An 18,094-nucleotide genomic window follows, 5' to 3' on the forward strand; every position below is an offset into this window, starting at 1 on the left:
AACACGCAGGGATTATCGGCATGGCCCGACGGGCTCGTGGCGCACGTCACGAGGCCCAGCGCGGCTTTACGCTGGTCGAGATGCTGGTCGTCATCGCCATCATCGGAATGATCATGGGGCTGATTGGTCCGCGTGTGCTGACCTCCTTGAATGAATCCCGCGTCAAGACGGCGCGGATTCAGATCCAGAGCTTCTCGAGCGCGCTCGATCTGTTCTATCTCGACACCGGACGCTACCCGACCACGTCGGAAGGTCTGGCTGCGCTGGTCCGGCCGGCCGCGACGATTCCGGGCTGGGCCGGACCGTATCTCAAAGGCGGCAACGTTCCGAGCGATCCCTGGAGCCACGCCTATGCCTATCGATCGCCCGGACAGCAGGTGCCCTACGAGATCGTATCGTATGGGGCGGACGGACAGGAAGGGGGCGTGGATCTCGCCGCTGACATCTCGTCGTCGTCGACCACCGTCGGGGTGAGATAGCATGGCCGGCCGTGACGGCCGCGAGGCCGGCTTCACTCTGATCGAGGTGGTCTGCGTGCTCGCGATCGTCGGGCTGCTGGCGGCCGTGCTGCTGCCTGCGGTTTCAAGGCGCACCTCGCGGCCGCATCTGGAAGCCTATGCGATCGAGGTTGCGGCGCTGCTGAAGGCCGATCGGAATGCCGCCATCCGGCGCGGGGGCGAGGTCACGACGCGGATTGATGCGCAGGCGCGGGTGATCCGCTCCAGCACGAGCGGACAAGTGGTTCGTCTGCCAGACGACGTGCGGTTCGAGACGGTCCTGCCGCGCAACTGCGACGAGCGGCCCGCGCTCCAGACCATCAGCTTCTTCGGCTCAGGCATGTCGTGCGGTGGTGTCATCACGCTCACGCATGACAATGCCGGCTACGACATTCGCGTGAATTGGCTGACCGGAAGGATCGAAGTTGCGTCGAATGCTGACCACGCCAAGCGATAGATCGAGCGCAGGATTTACCCTGCTCGAGACACTGGTGGCGCTCGCGATCGTGGCGGTGTCGCTTGTCGCCATTGCCGCGCTGATGGGATCTTCCGCGCGCGGCAGCCGAAGGCTGGAGCAGCATGTCGCGCTGGTGCAGGCGGGCTACAATGCGCTGTGGCTGGCCTTTCCGTCGCGTTCACTCTCGCCGTCTCTGGCTCAGTCCGGCGAGTCGATGGCGCACGCCTGGCGCGCGCAGGCGCAGCCGTTCGCGATCGATGTCGGCGCGCCCGGCAATGCGTCCGTCTGGCTGCCGCAGAAGATCCTGGTCCAGGTTCGCTCGCCCTCGGGCGCGACCATGGAGCTGGAGACGATCCGTCTGTTTCGGAAGCAGGCCGAGCGATGACGAGGGAAGCCAACGATCCTCAGTCGGGCTTCACCTTGATCGAGGCTCTCGCCGCGATGGCGCTGATGGGGCTGCTCGTGTCGGCGCTGGCTGTGATCACCTCGCATTGGTTGCCCAACTGGGATCGCGGCCTGCGTCGCATCCAGGGCAGTGAGTCCGTGAGCGTCGCCCTCGACCGCATCAGCGCGGATATTGCAGCGTCTGAATTCATCCGGCCCGACGGTCAGACCAAATCCGTGTTGTTCGATGGATCCGAGACGTCGATCACCTTCGTGCGGATCTCGCTTGGACCGAAAGGCGGCCGCGGCCTCGACCTGGTCCGCGTCGCCGGAGCAGGCGAGGGCGATGGCGCCGTGGTGACGCGAAAGCGCGCGGCATTCGCGCCGGGCCGTTCATCGGACCGCGATTTGGTCGATCCGGTCGTGCTGCTGCAGGCGCCCTACCGGGTGTCGTTTGCCTATGCGGGTGCCGACCGGACCTGGACGTCGTCGTGGCGCAACGCCGAGAAGCTGCCGGCAGCCGTGCGGGTGACCGTACGCAATGCAGGCGACGCGAGCACGCCCTCGGTCTCTCGCATTGCCGTCATCCATGTCTCGGCGCCGGCCGACAGCGTCTGCCGTCCCGCAGACAGCAGTTGCGATCGGCAGGCGCTGTCGGCCGACACCACCGTCGGGCGTGCCTCCGCGCGGTCGGAGCCATGACCATGCGCTGGCCGACACAGCCCCCGATCCCGGATCGTGATGATCGCGAAGGCGGCTTCATCCTCGTAGCGGTGTTGTGGATCCTGATCTCACTGGCCGGATTGGCTGGGGCGCTGTCGGTGTATCTCGTCAGCACCGTCCAACGGCTGTCGCTCGATGATGCGCGCCTGCGATCGGCCGCGCTGGCCTCGGCAAGCCTGGAGCTCGCCGCCTACAAATTGTCCTCCGCGCCGAAATCGCAACGGCCACCCGCAGGGGCTTTTTCATTCCGGCTCGATCATGCGCAGGTGTCGGTCACGTTCCGCTCGGAAGGTGCCCGCGTCGATCTCAATCACGCGTCCAAGCAGATGCTGGCCAACCTGTTTGGCGTGCTCGGCGCCAGTGCAGACAAGGCCGGAGAGTATGCCGAAAGGATCATCGGTTGGCGGACGCCGCTGACCGAGACGGCGTCGGACGGCGAGCGCGACCTCTACCGGACAGCCGGCGTGGACTACGTGCCGCGCGGTGCGCCGTTCGCCAATAGCGAGGAGCTTCGGCTGGTGCTCAATCTGCCGTCGGCGCTGGCCGACAAGGCGATGCCCTTCGTGACCGTCTTCAGCGGCCGGCGCGAGATCGATGCGCTGGAGGCCGCGCCCGAGGTGGTGGCTGCGCTGCCCGGGATGACGCAGGATCTGTTGAAGAGCTTCCTCGAGCAGCGCACCGGCCTGCGCCGCGACGGTCGATCGGTCGCGTCAGCGCTCGGACCGGCCCGTGCCGGCGCGACCCTGGACGTCGGCGATGCCGTCCGGGTGTGGATTACCATCGGCTTCGACGCCGGTCGCCGGACCGCAGTCGAGGCCGTCATCCTGCTCGGCGATGGCGACGACCCGTACCAGATCCTCGCTTGGCGCGACGATGCCGGAAATCCCGCAATGCTCAGGTCGTCAGGAAGGGCGATGTGATGATGATGGCAACGAGAGTACGCCGCGAACTCGCAGCCTGGATCGGCTCGGTCGCCGCGATCATCGTGGATATGATCGGCCGGCTCAATCTCAAGCCGCCGATCCAGTTGATCGAAACCGAGCGCAATGTCTTCATCCTGCGGATGATCGCGCGACCCGGCCGATCGTCGCTGCCGGACTGTCACGTCCTCATGCCGGATGGCGAAGCGAGCGTTCCAGTGGTTTCCACGAGCTGGCAGGATCTCCTGCGCGGCAGCCGGATCGAGATCGTGCTGATGCCGGACCGCTTCCTGTGGAAGCCGATGGAGCTTCCCCGGCGCGCCGTCGAGTTTCTCGATGCCATGATCCGCTCGCAGCTCGATCGGTTGACGCCGTGGACGGCGCATGAGGCGGTGTTCGGGAGCACGCCTCCAGTGGAGATATCGGGTGACCGTATTCGGACCACCGTGATCGCCGCGCCAAGGACGAGGTTCGATGCCCTCGTCGGGCTCGCCGAATCCTGGCGTGCCGGATCGGTCGTGCTGTTTGCCGCACCCGAGACCGCCCAGACTGCGGACGCAAGTGAGCTCGGCACGCCGAGCGCAACGAGGCTGACCGAGCAGCAACTGCGCGGGTCGCTCGATGTCGGACGCGTCAGCCGCATGCTGGCGGCCGTCCTGATGGTTGCTGCAATCGCGGCGACGCTGTCTCTCGCGGCGCGGAGCATCGTCGGAGAGCAGCTCGATGAACAGCAGCGGCTGCTGTCGCAGAAGATCTCGGAGCGGCGCGCAGCGCTGCGCCTCGATCTGGAAGGCAGCGACAGCGCTGCGTTGCGCGGTCTCCTGCGCCGCAAGCAGGCGACCGCCGCCGACGTCTTGGTGCTGGATGCCCTGTCGCGGGTGCTTCCGGACAACACCTATGTGACCGAGCTGCGGATCGACAAGGACAAGCTGCAGATTGCGGGGACCAGCCAGGATGCCCCCGCGCTTGTCAGGCTGATCGAGCAGTCGGCCCACTTCACGCGCGCGACATTCTCCGCGCCGACGACACGTTCAGCCGATGAGTCCGGGGAGCGTTTCCGCATCGAAGCCGGCATCAAGCCGCATTTTGGACCTGGCACATGAGCACTGCGAAATTCCTCACAGGCACTCCCGCCCCGCCCTCGGTGGCCGCCTTGGCCTATGCCGGGCTGCTGCTCGTGCTGATCGCTGCGACGATGCTTCCGATCAAGAGCATGCTCGATCAGCGCGACGAGGTGGGCGCGCTGACCAGTACGCTTCGGTTGCTGGACGCACACAGCTTGATGCCGGCGCATCGGGATGGGGACGGTGCTGCCCGCATGGCTGGATCAGCCTTCCTCGAAGGTCCCACCGTCACCGTGGCCGGCGCGGCCCTGCTGCAGCGCCTCGGCGACGTGGTGACCCGCCACGGCGGCAGCGTTTCATCGTCGCAGCTCGATGTGCAAGGTCCCCGCGCCAAGGACGGTCAGATCAGCGCGACCGCGAATTTCGAAGCTGCTGAGTCCGCCCTGCAGCCCGTCCTGTACGACCTGGAGGCTGGAATGCCATGTCTGTTCGTCGATGAGCTGGTGGTCGAGGGCAACGGGTCACCCGCGATATCCGGCGGCAAACTACGCGTCACGATCACGGTGTCCGGACAGTGGCAGGGCCCGCAATGAGGCGTCTCGTCAAACTTGGGGTCGCCGGCTGCTGCTGCGCCATCGCGGCGGCCTCGGCGTACGGCATCGCCGGATCGGCGGGGCATGATGTCGCCCGCCAGCCGTTCGCCGAGCCGGCCACACCGTCGCGTGACGCGCCGTTCACGGCGCGCACGCCAGTGAGGAGCGGCAATCCGCTATGGGCCATTCCGCTCGAGCAACTGTCGGAAACCCGGGAGCGGCCGATCTTCTCGCCGGCGCGGCGTCCTCCGCCGACCGATACGCCGCCGCCGGCCGTCGCGGCTGCGCCGGTCGTGCAGGAGCAGAGCGCACCGGAGCGGCCGCAGCTCTCGCTGGTCGGGACTGTCGTCAACGGCGACCGCGGTCTCGCCATCTTCCTCGATCCGGGCAGCAGGACTCCGCTGCGGATCAGAACCGGTGCGGACTATCAGGGCTGGACGCTGCGTCACGTCGAGGCGAGGTCGGCCACGCTGCAGAAGGGCGACGACCTCGCGGTCCTGTATTTCGCCTCGCCGTCAGGGCCGTCGGCCAATCCGGTCGCCACCACGGTCGCCGACGTGCCGTCGACACCCACGGCGCCTCCGCTCGCCCAAGCGGGGCCGCCCTTCCTGTCGCCGGAATCGCGGCTGCTTCGGATGCATCAGCGGCAACGCTCTGGACGCCGACCACTGTGAGGAACGAACGATCAGGGAATGTCGTATCGGCGGGGCGGCACCCCGCGGCGGCTTTCATGGAGGTCGGTCTGGTCGTTGCTCCCAGCCGCCGTCAGCGCTTGCACAATCCGCTGGTCAGGACCCATCCTTTGTCGGTGAGAGCCGCGGAGACGATGTCGAAATAAAGCCGCTTGTCAGGATCGTCATCGGATACGAACGAGACCTGACACAGGAAACGACCGCTTTCGTCGCCCTTGTCGCATGTCGACTCGACGATCTTGAGTCCCTTGTCGTGGCGCACACCGGACGATGGCGCTTCCTGTTCATACGCCTTCTGGATGATCTCGGTCGTCGGCGCTCCACAGGCCATGCCGGCCACGTTGCAAGCCCATGCGAGAACAGCAGCAAGCAGCATCCTTTGGTCTCCTTGGGGGCAGGTCGTGACAGATCGCCGGCAGAGAGTTCGGCTTGTTGCGGCAGGTCCGTACGACTAATCAGTTCTGATGCGAACGACGTGATTTGATTGTCGATTTTGTGTCGATCTTGTACGCCATGCGCACACCGCACGTGCGAGGCCGACTTGTTAGATCGATTCTTAAAGGCTGGATCGCGATTCTCACAAAACGAAAGAAACGGTCACAAAGGAGACACCCGTCATTCTTAGCGACAAGAGGGGAGGGTGCGGGCGCACCAATCGCTGACGGCTCGAGCGAGACGCTCGTAAGCCGCGCCGGTCGGACCTGTATCGCATCGTAACGATCGTATCTCGAGTCAAATGGGGATCAGGCATGTTAGCCGGGCGTCTGAAGAAGCCAATGAGAAGGACACTGACATCCGCAGCCGCGCTGCTGGCAGGATTGACGTTGGCGGGGGCCGCAGCAAGCGCCCACGATCTGGCCGAGCCGACGGTGTTCAGGAGCAGGCACGGCGTCCTCGATCTGTTGATGATCGCGAAGGCCAAGCCGATTTCGACCATCACCTTTGCTCCACCGAGCGGCTCGCCGATGAACCCGACCGGCTGGGTCTACGAGATCTGCCCGCGGCCGGCGTCCGGCAACACCTGCCCGGCCGGCGCCGCGGTGGCCGACTACGGCGGCGTGCGACTGGCTCTGCAGAAGGGCGACACGCTGAAGATCAGGCTGGTGAATCAGCTGCCGCAGCTCGACCCGGCCAAGGTGAACCACAACGCCGATCCCGGCCAGGCCAATCTGTTCCGCAATCCGACCAATTTGCATACCCACGGGCTGATCGTCGAGCCGCGCGCGCCGACGCTCAAGGACCAGACCTTCGGCGACTACGTCTTCGTGCAGATCTTCAACTCGGCCAACGGCATGCCGGTGCCGCAGACGACCCATCAGCACGGCTCCAACAAGATGGACTATGCGGATTTCCGGATCGACATCCCGCGCAATCACCCGTCGGGCCAGTTCTGGTTTCATCCGCACATCCACGGAATTTCGCTCAACCAGGTTTCGCAGGGGCTGGCGGGCATCATCTCGGTCGGCGAGGTCTCGGACTACGCGCATGGCGACGCGCGCGACACGCCGTTTCCCGAGGCAAGCGTGCGCCATCTGATCCTGAAGGATCTTCAGGTCGCCCCAGGCGGACCGGTGCAGTTCGACAGCGGTCCGGCGGACGTCAAGCCGGGCGAGGTGATCAATCAGCAGGATCCCGGCTTCTGCGCGCAGTTTCCGGCCGACAGCTCCGAGGTGCGTGAGGGGTCCTGTCCGGGCGTCGATAACTCGGCCGATGAGGGCTCCAATTTTTCTGGCGGCAAATGGTTCTTCACCGTGAACGGCCGGACGTTCCCGAAGATCAAGGTGACCGACTCCGACGGTGAGGTCTGGCGGCTGACCAACGCGTCCGGAAGCCTGTCCTACAATCTTCAGCTGACGGACGACGAGTCGCAGAAGCCGATGATCATGCAGCTGATCTCGGTCGACGGCGTCAGCGTGAACCTGCCGCAGGACACGACCATGGATACCATGGTTCGTCTCGGCGGCGCACGCTTCCGGGTCGTGCCTTGTCCGCCCCTGCCGACCTCGCGCTTCCACTCGAAGCCGGTTTGCGTCACCCAGATGGTCATGATGCCGAGCTCGCGGACTGAGGTGTTCGTCACCTATCGAGACCCGGCGACGGGAGCGATCGCCAGTCCCGGGCACACCGCATCAGCGACCTTCAAGATGGCCGGGCTGACGATGGGCAGCGGCGACCAGTGGCCGGCGGTCGATCTCGCCAAGGTGCAATTCCACCAGCATGGCTCGCGCAATCACATCGCCTATGGCCTGGACATCAGGGGTGACGCGCTCGCTACGATGCAGCCGTCGGGCATTCTCGATGCAAAGGTCCCGTATGCAAGCGCTTCGGCGTTGCCCAGCGGGTGCCGCCCACTGCCAGCGGGTCATCGTCGCCGGATCTTCTTCGGCCTCGCCGATCTGACCGACGATGGCACTTTTGGTCTCGGCTATGAGGAAGTCGATCAGAACGGCAACCCGGTGCCCGGCACCCAGCTCCCGGTGAGTCAGTTTGATCCGGCGCAGAACATCGTCTGCCTGCCACTCGCCGCGGGGCAGCGGCCGGTCCATGAAACCTGGGAGCTGGTGCAGCTCTCGACGGAGAATCACAACTTCCACATCCATCAGACCCGGTTCAGGACCATCAACAGCAAGGCGGGCGAGAACACGCCGCTGTCGGTGGCGCTGAACAGGAGCATCGGCGGCGGCATGCTGCAGGACAACGTCCCGCTCGGTGTCGCGACGCCGAACGTTCCGGAAGTCATGGATGCTCAGAGCGGAGTCTGCAGCATCGAGCAGTGGCGGAGCGGCCAGTGCACCTCGAAGCCGGTGGTCGTCGATATTCCGTTCTCGCAGGTCGGCGAGTTCGTCTACCACTGCCACATTCTCGAGCACGAGGACGGAGGCATGATGGCGAAAATCAAGGTCGTGCCCTCTCCCTATGGCGGCAACGGCTGGGAGGCGATGAACCAGATGCCGTGGTAGGTCGCAGCCGTGGTCTGTACTCTGCTCTTCACCAGGTCGATGCCGCATGCGCGGCATCGACAGGGCTGATACGCTGCGATGCCGTGGCGGTGCTGACTCACCGCCACCCGAGGAACGACCGGCTTGCGACAGCGGCGCGCTTCCGATGTGTCGCCCGAACGATGACCTTCATTTTTGAATCGATCTAAACTGCCGCAAGCTTGTTTGTATGCCGCTGAAATGACAGGTCCGCGTGCCGCTCGCCGTCAGGCAAGGGCTTCGTGCCGCGGCAATCTCAAGCAACATTCTTATTCCCCAGCCACTCCGGCAAATCGCCAACATCGACGCGGCAATTCGCCGCAATCGGACCACTTACTATGCTGGTTCTGACAATCACAACGGTTCGCAGCAAGCCGTTGCTGAAAGTCGGGAGGACGGGGTCAGAAGCAGGAGCTGCTTCTGTGCTTCTCGGTCAGCCGACGGTGCGTGGCATGTCGAGAAGACGCAAGATTTGATCAAAGGGAGGACGTGACATGAATGCAGATTTGAGGTGGACGCGATGAGCGATTGGCTGAAATGGACGGCACCCGCTGCGGCCGTCATGTCGATCGCCGCGCCGGCCTACGCCATGCAGTACATGAGCGTCGAAGAAGCGCAGAAGGCCGCGTTTCCAGGGGCCAGCTTTTCTGAGGTTCAAGAAGGCCGGGTGTGGAAGGCGAGCAATGGCGGCTACTTCTACTACGACCACGTCGTGGGCAAGCACCTTCTGATCGACTATACGGTCGCGATCGGGCCCGATGGCAAGGTGCGTCGCGTCGAAATCCTGAACTACCGCGAGTCGTATGGCGGCGAGGTGCACGATCCCAACTGGCTCGGCCAGTTCGTCGGCAAGGGCAGTCAGAACGAGCTGCGCATCAACTCGGATATCCGGAACATTTCCGGCGCCACGCTGTCGTCGACCCATCTGACGGAAGGCGTGAAGAAGGTGCTGACATATCATGCCAGCCACTTCCGCTAGCATCCGGCGCGCACGAGCCCTGCTTGGGACGTTCGTCGAGATCGATATCGCCGACGCGCAGGGCTGCGATGCGGAGAGCTCCGTTGAAACGGCGTTCTCCGCAGTGGCGCAGGTGCATCGGCTGATGAGCTTCCATGATCCCGACAGCGACGTATCCAGGCTGAACCGCGAGGCATCGCATTGCGCCGTGATGGTGCATCCTTCGACCTACGCGGTGCTGGAGACGGCTCTGGAGATGGCCCGTCATTCGGACGGCACCTTCGACATCGGCGTCGCCGGCGTAAGACAGCCGTCACGCGGCTCGTCTTCGCAGGCCGCTGCTGCGATCGAGCTGCTGGCCGACCACCAGGTCCGCTTTCGCCACGCCGGCCTGAAGATCGACCTCGGCGGGATCGCGAAGGGATATGCGGTGGACTGCGCAATCGATGCATTGCGCAGCTGTGGCGTGCGCGCCGCCATGGTGAATGCAGGTGGCGACCTCGCGGTGCTCGGACCCGGCACCCGCCTCGTCCATATTCGCGATCCGCGCGCGCCGGACCGGCTGCTGTGCCAGGTCGAAGTGAGCAATGGCGCACTGGCATCCTCGGCGCGCCGCTTCGATCCGTTCCGATCGGCGGAGACGACGGACACTGCGGTGGTCGATCCAACAACGCGCCTGCCGGCCATGGCCGCCCAGGGCGCAACGGTCCGCGCGCCAACGTGCATGGTCGCCGATGCGCTGACCAAGATCGTCATGCTCGCCGGCGAGCGTGCCGCAGCTCAACTCGCCAAATGGCAGGCGAGCGCGATGCTCGTTGCCGCGAACGGCGACGTCCTCACCACATCGGATTGGCAAGGAGATCTCCAGCATGCGGCTTAAAGGTGCGTTTCGGTTCGCCCTCTACGCGATTTTCGGGCTCCTGTTTGCCAGTGGAGCGCTCTGGATCTATGCGGATCAGATGAAGACCCGCTCGGAGGTGGATAGCGAGGCTTGGCAACAGGCCGCCGCATTCCTGCTCAGCACCCATGGCGGTGCGGCGATGGTGACGCTCATGCTGCTGGGGGCGCTAGGCCCGATGCACGTCCAGCGCGCCTGGCGCGCCCGGAAGAACCGTGCGACCGGAATCGTCAGCCTTGCGATGTATGGCCTGCTGATCGCGACCGCGTTCGGGCTCTACTACGTCGGGTCCGAAGCACTTCGACCGTGGATCAGCACCGTGCACATCGTCTTCGGGCTCGGTGTTCCGGCCGTCATCACGGCTCACATCCTGGTTGGCCGTTCCAGCGTCGCTGCCATACCGCAGCCGATGCGCCCGCAGCGCGCGACCGCTGCTACGCTGGTGCCCTCTGACGCCCCGGCCGACGCCGATCTGGTCGGCGTCATGAGCAAGGTGAGCTGACGCTGACGTTGGTGAGGACGACAAAGGGCATCGCGGACTCCATCAACGGAACCGCGGTGTCACGCCGGTGCGAGACCTGACTGATCTCCCAGCCGCTCGCGATCGTTCAGGGTTCGTTCGCGTGAGGTGGTGGACCTGGCCAATCGGTCCGCAAATGCGCTTCGCAGCAAGATCATCGTCACACGAGACCGGGTGCTTCGCTTCGTGTGATTCTGATCTCCGTATTTCAACGGAGATATCGGCTCCCGCTGCTCGACCGATGCAGGTCGATGGCCCCCACAACGCTGACAATGCTGGCCCGTGGCTGTGCCTTGCTTGCGAATCCCGTCTCGCTCAATCACAATTTGTGCCGACGAGGGGGAGGGAACGATGAGGGGGGTGGATCTCAATCCGTGCGTCGCTGGCGTACTGATCGCGGCAGCCGCACTGTTGGTGCCGGCAGCGGCGCGCGCCTACACGGCCGAGCAAGAGCAGGCGTGCACGAGCGATGCCTTCCGGCTTTGTAGTTCCGAGATCCCCGACGTCGATCGCGTGACGGCCTGCATGGTCCGCCGCAAGGCGGAGCTGTCGCCGCCATGTCGGGCCCAGTTCGGGCCGCAGCCGCGTGAAGCTGGGTCTTCGGGGCGCGCGGACCGGCCCATGAGCATCAGGCCCGTTGTCACCAGGAAACCGGTCAACGCCCGCGCCGGAAAAGTGAAGAAGTCGATCCGCCCTGATGCCACGTGAGCAAGACCCGCACTCTGCGACAGCGGGGACGGGCGCGAACGGCAGATGCGTTCCTTTCGCGTCTCGCGCATCCTCAGCCTGCAAATGCGATCGAGCAAGACCGGATGTTGTCGGGGATGCGTTCCGGTGTGCCGCTTTTTTGCTCTCGGTGTGACTCAAAAACCATTTCGTTTCGGCAATCAGGAGTTACGCCTTATCAATCGCTAAATTTATCTTCCGCGAATCAGTTCACTGATTCATTTTCGCCGCCGGGGTCAATCTGGAGGCCAAGGTATGAACGTTATTGTTTTCGCATCGCGTAAGGGCGGTTCAGGCAAGAGCACCCTGGCCGCCCATCTCGCTGCGCAGATCAAGGCGAGCAAGTCCTGTCTGCTCATCGATGCCGACCCTCAGGGGTCGCTGACGCTGTGGCACAAGCTGCGCGGCACCAACGAGCCGCCGATCAAGACCGCCGTGAACTCGGTGAGCGCGATCGTGTCCGCGGCCCGCCGTGACGGCGTCGAGTGGGTGCTGATCGACACGCCGCCAACAATCTCTGCGGTGGTCGAGGATGCCATCAAGAACGCGACCATGGTGATCATCCCGGCGCGGCCGGGCGTGTTCGACGTCAACGCCGTGCAGGAAACCATCCAGACCTGCCGTGCCGCGCGCAAGCCCTACGCCGTCGTTCTCAACGGCGCTCCGGCACGCCGTGACGATGCCGAAAGCCCGATCGTCACGATCGCCCGCGAGGCGCTGGCGAAGTTCAAGGCGCCGGTTTGGGGTGGTCAGATCACCAACCGTGCCGATCTGCTGATGGCCCTGGGGCAGGGCGAAGGCGTTCGCGAATACTACGCGGAAGGTCGCGCGGCGGCCGAAATCGCGCGCCTCTGGGCTGCGATCGAGCGTTCGGTGAGGGCGATTCGCGGCACGGTGTCGGCCAACGGCGCCATGCACAAGCAGGCGGCCTGAGCCCTCATCTCTTGTGAGGCATCGACGCGCGGTCGCCCGCGCGTTTTTCGCGTCAGATCGGATCATTGGCTCGCATCGACCACATCGGCTGCGAGCCGGCGCGGCGCAGGATGCGCGGCAAGGTCAGGCGACCATCAACAGATAGAACGCGATCGCCGGAGTGAGGGTCAGGATCACCGACCAGATCCCGACCGCCCAGAGAATATCTTCGACGCTGAATCCCTGACGGTCAGGGAATGGATGATCCTGAAAAGCCACGACGCCCCCGCGCTCTCAAAACGTTTTCAACATCCATAGCGGAACATCTTTAAACACGAGGTTTCGGACTACGCGGCTTTTGACGACATCTGTTAGCTCGGATTAACCACGGGGATTCCGTGCCGGTGTCCGGGCCGCAGGGGTGGGCCGGCTCTGTCGTCGCTGATGGGCGGAGGTCGAGACAGAGCCGATGATTATGCTGGCTTCCGCTCAGGCGACCCGACCCTGTGTCGCCGGCCGGCGGCGCTCGATCTCCTGATCCAGCCGCGCGGCAAGCTCTGGGCCGACCTCCACCATGGGCAGCCGTAGCTGCGCGCTTGCAATCAGGCCGATCCGCGCCAGCCAGTATTTTGCCGGGGCAGGGCTCGGCTCGGTGAACAGCAGCCGCGTGAGACCCTCGACCTGCGCCCAGCACGCTGCTGCCGCGTCATGACGGCCGGCCCTCACATGCTGCAGGATCGCGGCGAACGTCTCGGTCTCCAGATGCGCCGAGAGCAGGATGGCGCCGTCGGCGCCAGCTCGAAGCGCGTCGAAGCTCTGGGCGTCTTCACCGGTCAGGATCCCAAATCCGGCGGGCCGGCGCGCGATCAGGTCCTGAGTCTGCGCGCGGTTGGCGCAGCAATCCTTGAGACCAGCAATGACGGGATGCGCGGCGAGCTGCAGCAGCGTGTCGTTGTCGAGCCCGACGGCGGAACGGTAGGGGATGTTGTAGAGCACGATCGGATGCGCGGCGCGGTCGGCCAAGGCAGTGAAATGTGCCAGCAGCCCGCGCTGCGACGGGCGCACGTAAGGCGGGCTCGAGATCAGATAGAAATCGATCGGCCATGATGCCGTTCGATCGAGCGCTTCGATGAGATCGGAGGTGGCTACGCCGCCGACGCCGAGACAGATCGGCAACGCCCGGCCGATGGCCGCGAGCTCGTCGCGCACGGTGTGAACCAGTCGCGCACGTTCGTCCCACGACAGCGCCAGTCCTTCGCCTGAGGTCGCGCCGAGCACGAGGCCATCGATGGGCTTGGCGGCGTAGTGCCGGATCAGTTCGCGCAACGACGGCTCATCCAGCGCGCCGTCGCGAAAGGGCGTGATCAGCGGCAGCCAAAGTCCCTGCAGTCGCGTTCGAGTGTCGATCATGGTCCATCTCCTTGGGTGTTGAGGCCGGAGACGGGACACGCAAAAAAGCCCCGTCCTTGCGGCGGGGCTGGTGGTGCGGCGGTGAAACTCTGGAGAGATTCTAGCGCGCGCGTCCACATGTCCCCGGGCGGGGAGCTTTTTTCGACGACAGCTTGGTGTGCGACGACGTGGACATGCGACCTACATGCGCGGTGCAGGCGGTGGTGTCAACGATGCGCAGGTGCCGGGACAAAAAAATAGCCGGGCCCAATGAGCCCGGCTGGAGGTACTGGCCAAAGAGGCCGACACAATCACCTTCCAAGAAGGATTTCTGAGCGCCCGCGCCACTGGAGGAGGGGGACAATGCGGCAACGCCGACGCTCAGCGCAACTGCAGTATGGTCCTCGATGCGGTCCTGCAGCAAGCAGGTGCACCGCATGTCAGACATGCACAATCTCAAGCCGGCCAGCGCTGTGCTTTGCTCACGACAAAGTCACGGAACACCTGCACGCGCGCCACTGTCTTCAATTCCTCGGGATAGACGAAGTAGGTGTCGAGCTGGATCGAATCCGACTCGCCGAACAACTGCACGAGGCGGCTGTTTTCCTCGACGAGGTAGTCGGGCAGCGCGGCAATGCCGAGACCCTGCTGACAGGCGCGCACCAGGCCCAGGATGTTGTTGACCTTGAAATACGCCTCGCGCGGACCCGAGCCGTTGCGGCCGGCATCGACCAGCCAGTTGCGGTTCTGCAGATGCGGCGCGACCTGGCCGTCGGCTAGCATGATGATGCGATGATCGTCGAGCTCGTCGAGCGTCCGCGGCGTGCCGAAGCGCTTGACATATTCGGGAGAGCAATAGGCGTGGAAGCTGATCGCGAACAGCTTGCGCTGGATCAGGTCGGGCTGGGTCGGCTTGCGGGTGCGGATCGCCACGTCGGCTTCGCGCATCGACAAATCGAGCTCCTCGTCGGTGACGATCAGCGAGATCCGGATCTCCGGATACATGGCGGTGAATTCGCCGAGCCGTGGAATCAGCCAGTTGATGCCGACGCCGGGCGTGGTCGTGATCTTCAGGTCGCCGCTCGGCCGCTCGCGGCTGTCGGTCAGCTTGGCGCGGGCCGCCTGCAGCTGCATGAAGACGTCATGCGCGGTGCGGAACAGGAGGTCGCCCTGTTCGGTGAGGATCAGGCCGCGCGCGTGGCGATGGAACAGCGAGACCGCGAGCTCCTGTTCGAGGGCGCTGACCTGGCGCGAGACTGCCGATTGCGACAGCCCGAGCTGCTCCCCGGCATGCGTGAAGCTGCCCGCTTCCGCCGCTGCGTGAAACACCTTCAGCTTGTCCCAATCCATATCCGTAAATCCATCCCGTGATCGTGGCATCGTCAGTTCATTCCGCAGCGGCGCGTTCGCTCGCCGCGTGGGCGATGAAGCGTTCGGCCTCGAGGGCCGCCATGCAGCCCATGCCGGCGGCGGTGATCGCCTGCCGATAGGTTTCGTCGGCGACGTCGCCGGCCGCGAACACGCCGGGCACCGAGGTCGCGGTCGAGCCCGGCACCACCTCGACATAGCCCGACGGTTTCAGCTTGAGCTGTCCTGCGACCAGCTCGGTGGCCGGCGCATGGCCGATCGCGACGAACACGCCGTCGGCGGGCAGTTCGGAGACAGCGCCGGTCTTGACGTTCTTGAGCCGGACATGCGTCACCTTCGAAGGCCCGCTGGCGCCGCAGATCTCGTCCAGCGCGCTGTCCCAGACGACCTTGATCTTGGGATGCTTGAACAGCCGCTCCTGCAGGATGCGCTCGGCGCGGAAATGGTCGCGCCGGTGCACGACCGTGACCGTCGAGGCGAAGTTGGTCAGGAACAGCGCTTCCTCGACGGCGGTGTTGCCGCCGCCGACCACGATGACCTCCTTGCCGCGATAGAAGAAGCCGTCACAGGTCGCGCAGGCCGAGACGCCAAAGCCCTTGAACGTCTCCTCCGACGGCAGTCCAAGCCAGCGCGCCTGCGCGCCGGTGGCGAGGATGACCGTCTCCGCGAGATACACGTCGCCGGAATCGCAGGTCAGGCGGAACGGACGCTGTCCAAGCTCGAGCTTGGTGACCAGGTCGGTCCTGATCCTGGCGCCGACATGCGTCGCCTGCTTCTCCATCTGCTCCATCAGCCAGGGGCCCTGGATGACGTCGGCGAAGCCCGGGTAGTTTTCGACGTCGGTCGTGATGGTCAGCTGGCCGCCCGGCTGGATGCCCTGGATCAACACCGGCTCAAGCATCGCCCGTGCCGCGTAGATCGCCGCCGTATAGCCGGCAGGGCCGGAACCGATGATGACGACTTTGGCATGGATCGGAGCTTGCATGGGCACGACAACTCGCTGGAAAGGGGAGAATTGACGACGCAGCGAGCGGAATGCGCAGAAGAAACGCCCCGAAGCCTCATCGAAAATGTCAAATCGAAGTCTAAGCCATCTGGCGAGCCATGCAAGAATTGCAACGCATCTCGGCGAATTTTCCCTTCACGACCCGGTCAACAGGGGAAATCTAGAGTAATAAAATTGCGCAAATTGGACGGCTTGCGCTAAGAGAGTTGCCATCCGCCCGGGGAGCGTCGTCTCCCCCAGTTCCCCGCCAGAGCCTGCCATCCCCGTGTCCAAGAATCTTGACGAGATCGATCTCAAAATCCTGAGCGAAATCCAGGCCGATGGCAGGATCACCAATGTCGAGCTCGCCAAGCGGGTCGGCATCTCGCCGCCACCGTGCCTGCGGCGTGTCAGGACGCTGGAGGAGGAAGGCTACATCACCGGCTACCGGGGGCTGCTCGATCCGCGCAGGCTCGGCTTCGACGTGACCGTGTTCGCCTCAGTCCATTTGTCGAGTCAGGCCGACGCCGATCTCAAGGCGTTCGAGGAGTTCGTGCGTTCGGAGCCGCTGGTGCGGGAATGCTGGATGCTGTCCGGCGAGGTCGATTTCATCCTGAAATGCGTGGCGCCGGACATGGCGACGTTCCAGGAGTTCGTCACGCATCTGACCGCGGCGCCGCATGTGCGCAACGTGAGAACGTCGCTCGTCCTGCATAATTCGAAATACGAGGCGGCGGTCCCGCTCGACGTCAAGGCACGGAGCTGATCTCGAGGGCCATTCCGGGGTCGCCCCTTCGAGGCGCCCCGGAATGACGACGAATCGCGCGAGCGCCTACGCCTTCTTGCGCAGCAGCGCGTCCAGGCTGATCGGCCCGCCGCCGGCTGTCGCGAGATACAGGCACGAGAAGCAGAATGCGATCGCCGCCGTGCCATTGTTCAGAAGCGGCAGCCAGACCGGCTCGCCGGTCTTGAACATGTGACCGAGGAAATACGCGAAGGCCATCTGGCCCGAGAGGATGAACGCGACGGGGCGCGTGAGCAGGCCCACCATCAGCAGCCCGCCCAGCACGAGCTCGACCATGCCGGCCGTATAGATCAGCGGGGGAATGTTTGCGAAATACGGAACCACCGGAAACTTGAAGATCTTCGCCACGCCGTACTGAAACAACAGCAAGCCCGTGATGAAGCGAAACAGGCTGAGCACAGCCGGTTGCCATTTCGAGAGCATCTGCTCCATGTCTGATCATCCCCCAAATCAAAGTCATCATGATGCGACGATGACCGGACCGATCGTTGCAGCACGGCTCGTCGGCTCTGCACTAGCCGATTACGGTAACCCCGTCACGATGGTGTGCCTGGGGTAACCGATGAATTGACCGTGTACGGTCGACCAGGGGACCGTGAAGCGGCGCTCCTAACGACAAAGGGCCGCGCATCGGCGCGGCCCTCGCTTCGAGCCTGCAACCGCTGGTCTCAGCGCCACTCGACCTTGGCGATCTCATAGGACTTGGCGCCGCCGGGGGCCATGACCTCGACGGTCGTCCCCATTTTCTTGCCGATCAGCGCGCGGGCAACCGGCGAGGTGATCGAGATCTTTCCCTTCTTGGCATCCGCCTCGACCTCACCGACGATCTGCCACACCGTCTTCTTCTCGGTGTCCTCGTCGATCAGGGTCACGGTCGCGCCGAACTTGATCGTGTCGCCGGAGAGCTTGGCGACGTCGATGATGTCGGCGCGCGCGAGCTTGTCCTCGAGCTCGGCGATGCGGCCCTCATTGTGCGACTGCTCTTCCTTGGCGGCGTGATACTCCGCGTTCTCCGACAAATCGCCATGCGAGCGCGCTTCGGCGATGTGCTCGATGATGCGCGGGCGGTCCACCGACTGTCGCTGCTTCAGCTCGGTCTCCAGCGCGGCGTAGCCGCCCGCAGTCATCGGAACCTTTTCCACCATCTCTTCTCGTCCTTCAGTCGTGCGGGCAAAGCGCGCACGATCAGCATCTCCAGAACAGGCCTTTACAGCCCAAGCATAGC

22 protein-coding genes are annotated in these 18,094 nt (G+C 64.5%); 15 read left to right on the plus strand and 7 right to left on the minus strand.

Features of this window, described 5'->3' with window-relative positions:
- Window positions 1-20: 20 nt before the first annotated feature.
- The 8 genes from gspG to QQL87_RS18790 are packed head-to-tail and all read left to right on the plus strand — an operon-like array spanning window position 21 to window position 5,312.
- The gene (gene gspG, locus QQL87_RS18755; RefSeq protein ID WP_284420280.1) at window positions 21-479 is read left to right on the plus strand and encodes a type II secretion system major pseudopilin GspG; all 459 of its coding nucleotides are present in this window, start codon (window positions 21-23) and stop codon (window positions 477-479) included.
- A 1-nt stretch (window position 480) separates the two neighbouring features.
- Window positions 481-954: a GspH/FimT family pseudopilin gene (locus tag QQL87_RS18760; protein ID WP_284424117.1), complete on the plus strand. Its 474-nt coding sequence runs from the start codon at window positions 481-483 to the stop codon at window positions 952-954.
- Window positions 932-1,339: a type IV pilus modification PilV family protein gene (locus QQL87_RS18765; protein WP_284420279.1), complete on the plus strand. Its 408-nt coding sequence runs from the start codon at window positions 932-934 to the stop codon at window positions 1,337-1,339. Before QQL87_RS18760 ends, QQL87_RS18765 begins: the two co-directional genes overlap by 23 nt.
- Window positions 1,336-2,040, plus strand: a complete 705-nt coding sequence (locus QQL87_RS18770) for a PulJ/GspJ family protein (protein ID WP_284420278.1) — start codon at window positions 1,336-1,338, stop codon at window positions 2,038-2,040. The genes QQL87_RS18765 and QQL87_RS18770 overlap by 4 nt, the downstream gene beginning before the upstream one ends.
- Window positions 2,037-2,981 (plus strand): type II secretion system minor pseudopilin, encoded by a 945-nt coding sequence (locus QQL87_RS18775; RefSeq protein ID WP_284420276.1) that lies wholly within the window; start codon window positions 2,037-2,039, stop codon window positions 2,979-2,981. Before QQL87_RS18770 ends, QQL87_RS18775 begins: the two co-directional genes overlap by 4 nt.
- A gap of 5 nt (window positions 2,982-2,986) precedes the next feature.
- Window positions 2,987-4,084 carry a PilN domain-containing protein gene (locus QQL87_RS18780; protein ID WP_502871191.1) on the plus strand — a complete coding sequence of 366 codons (1,098 nt, stop codon included), beginning with the start codon at window positions 2,987-2,989 and terminating at the stop codon, window positions 4,082-4,084.
- A gap of 41 nt (window positions 4,085-4,125) precedes the next feature.
- Window positions 4,126-4,638 (plus strand): type II secretion system protein GspM, encoded by a 513-nt coding sequence (gene gspM, locus QQL87_RS18785; RefSeq protein WP_349817283.1) that lies wholly within the window; start codon window positions 4,126-4,128, stop codon window positions 4,636-4,638.
- On the plus strand, window positions 4,635-5,312 hold the full coding sequence (locus QQL87_RS18790; protein ID WP_284420271.1) for a hypothetical protein: 678 nt from the start codon (window positions 4,635-4,637) through the stop codon (window positions 5,310-5,312). Before gspM ends, QQL87_RS18790 begins: the two co-directional genes overlap by 4 nt.
- 91 nt (window positions 5,313-5,403) lie before the next feature.
- Here the strand turns inward: QQL87_RS18790 and QQL87_RS18795 are convergent, their stop codons facing one another.
- Window positions 5,404-5,706 (minus strand): hypothetical protein, encoded by a 303-nt coding sequence (locus QQL87_RS18795; RefSeq protein WP_284420270.1) that lies wholly within the window; start codon window positions 5,704-5,706, stop codon window positions 5,404-5,406.
- Between the two features lie 589 nt (window positions 5,707-6,295).
- Between QQL87_RS18795 and QQL87_RS18800 the strand changes: the two genes are divergently transcribed.
- From QQL87_RS18800 to QQL87_RS18825, 6 genes are all read left to right on the plus strand, one after another.
- On the plus strand, window positions 6,296-8,290 hold the full coding sequence (locus tag QQL87_RS18800) for a multicopper oxidase domain-containing protein (protein WP_349817285.1): 1,995 nt from the start codon (window positions 6,296-6,298) through the stop codon (window positions 8,288-8,290).
- Window positions 8,291-8,828: 538 nt separating this feature from the next.
- A complete protein-coding gene (locus QQL87_RS18805; protein WP_284420267.1) occupies window positions 8,829-9,287 on the plus strand; it encodes an FMN-binding protein in 459 nt (152 codons plus the stop codon).
- A complete protein-coding gene (locus QQL87_RS18810) occupies window positions 9,268-10,146 on the plus strand; it encodes an FAD:protein FMN transferase (RefSeq protein WP_284420266.1) in 879 nt (292 codons plus the stop codon). Before QQL87_RS18805 ends, QQL87_RS18810 begins: the two co-directional genes overlap by 20 nt.
- Complete coding sequence (locus tag QQL87_RS18815; RefSeq protein WP_284420265.1) at window positions 10,136-10,666, plus strand: hypothetical protein; 531 nt, start codon at window positions 10,136-10,138, stop codon at window positions 10,664-10,666. The genes QQL87_RS18810 and QQL87_RS18815 overlap by 11 nt, the downstream gene beginning before the upstream one ends.
- A 369-nt stretch (window positions 10,667-11,035) precedes the next feature.
- The gene (locus tag QQL87_RS18820) at window positions 11,036-11,392 is read left to right on the plus strand and encodes a hypothetical protein (protein ID WP_284420264.1); all 357 of its coding nucleotides are present in this window, start codon (window positions 11,036-11,038) and stop codon (window positions 11,390-11,392) included.
- Window positions 11,393-11,665: 273 nt separating this feature from the next.
- A complete protein-coding gene (locus QQL87_RS18825) occupies window positions 11,666-12,343 on the plus strand; it encodes an AAA family ATPase (protein WP_172109907.1) in 678 nt (225 codons plus the stop codon).
- A gap of 123 nt (window positions 12,344-12,466) precedes the next feature.
- Here QQL87_RS18825 and QQL87_RS18830 read toward each other — a convergent pair whose 3' ends face one another.
- From QQL87_RS18830 to trxB, 4 genes are all read right to left on the minus strand, one after another.
- Window positions 12,467-12,601 carry a hypothetical protein gene (locus QQL87_RS18830; protein WP_284420263.1) on the minus strand — a complete coding sequence of 45 codons (135 nt, stop codon included), beginning with the start codon at window positions 12,599-12,601 and terminating at the stop codon, window positions 12,467-12,469.
- A 210-nt stretch (window positions 12,602-12,811) separates the two neighbouring features.
- Entirely contained in the window at window positions 12,812-13,732 is a 921-nt protein-coding gene (locus QQL87_RS18835; RefSeq protein WP_284420261.1) for a 4-hydroxy-tetrahydrodipicolinate synthase family protein, read from the minus strand.
- 435 nt (window positions 13,733-14,167) lie between these two features.
- On the minus strand, window positions 14,168-15,091 hold the full coding sequence (locus QQL87_RS18840) for a LysR family transcriptional regulator (protein WP_008962929.1): 924 nt from the start codon (window positions 15,089-15,091) through the stop codon (window positions 14,168-14,170).
- Window positions 15,092-15,098: 7 nt separating this feature from the next.
- Window positions 15,099-16,064, minus strand: a complete 966-nt coding sequence (gene trxB, locus QQL87_RS18845; RefSeq protein ID WP_284420259.1) for a thioredoxin-disulfide reductase — start codon at window positions 16,062-16,064, stop codon at window positions 15,099-15,101.
- 286 nt (window positions 16,065-16,350) lie between these two features.
- Between trxB and QQL87_RS18850 the strand changes: the two genes are divergently transcribed.
- Window positions 16,351-16,830: an Lrp/AsnC family transcriptional regulator gene (locus QQL87_RS18850; protein WP_284420258.1), complete on the plus strand. Its 480-nt coding sequence runs from the start codon at window positions 16,351-16,353 to the stop codon at window positions 16,828-16,830.
- Between the two features lie 66 nt (window positions 16,831-16,896).
- On the opposite strand, the gene QQL87_RS18855 is transcribed toward QQL87_RS18850, so the two are convergent.
- Window positions 16,897-17,301, minus strand: a complete 405-nt coding sequence (locus QQL87_RS18855) for a DoxX family protein (RefSeq protein ID WP_284420257.1) — start codon at window positions 17,299-17,301, stop codon at window positions 16,897-16,899.
- A 236-nt stretch (window positions 17,302-17,537) separates the two neighbouring features.
- Window positions 17,538-18,014: a transcription elongation factor GreA gene (gene greA, locus QQL87_RS18860; protein WP_284420256.1), complete on the minus strand. Its 477-nt coding sequence runs from the start codon at window positions 18,012-18,014 to the stop codon at window positions 17,538-17,540.
- Window positions 18,015-18,094 lie beyond the last annotated feature (80 nt).

The organism is Bradyrhizobium sp. SSBR45G (assembly GCF_030159255.1).
GTDB lineage: Bacteria > Pseudomonadota > Alphaproteobacteria > Rhizobiales > Xanthobacteraceae > Bradyrhizobium.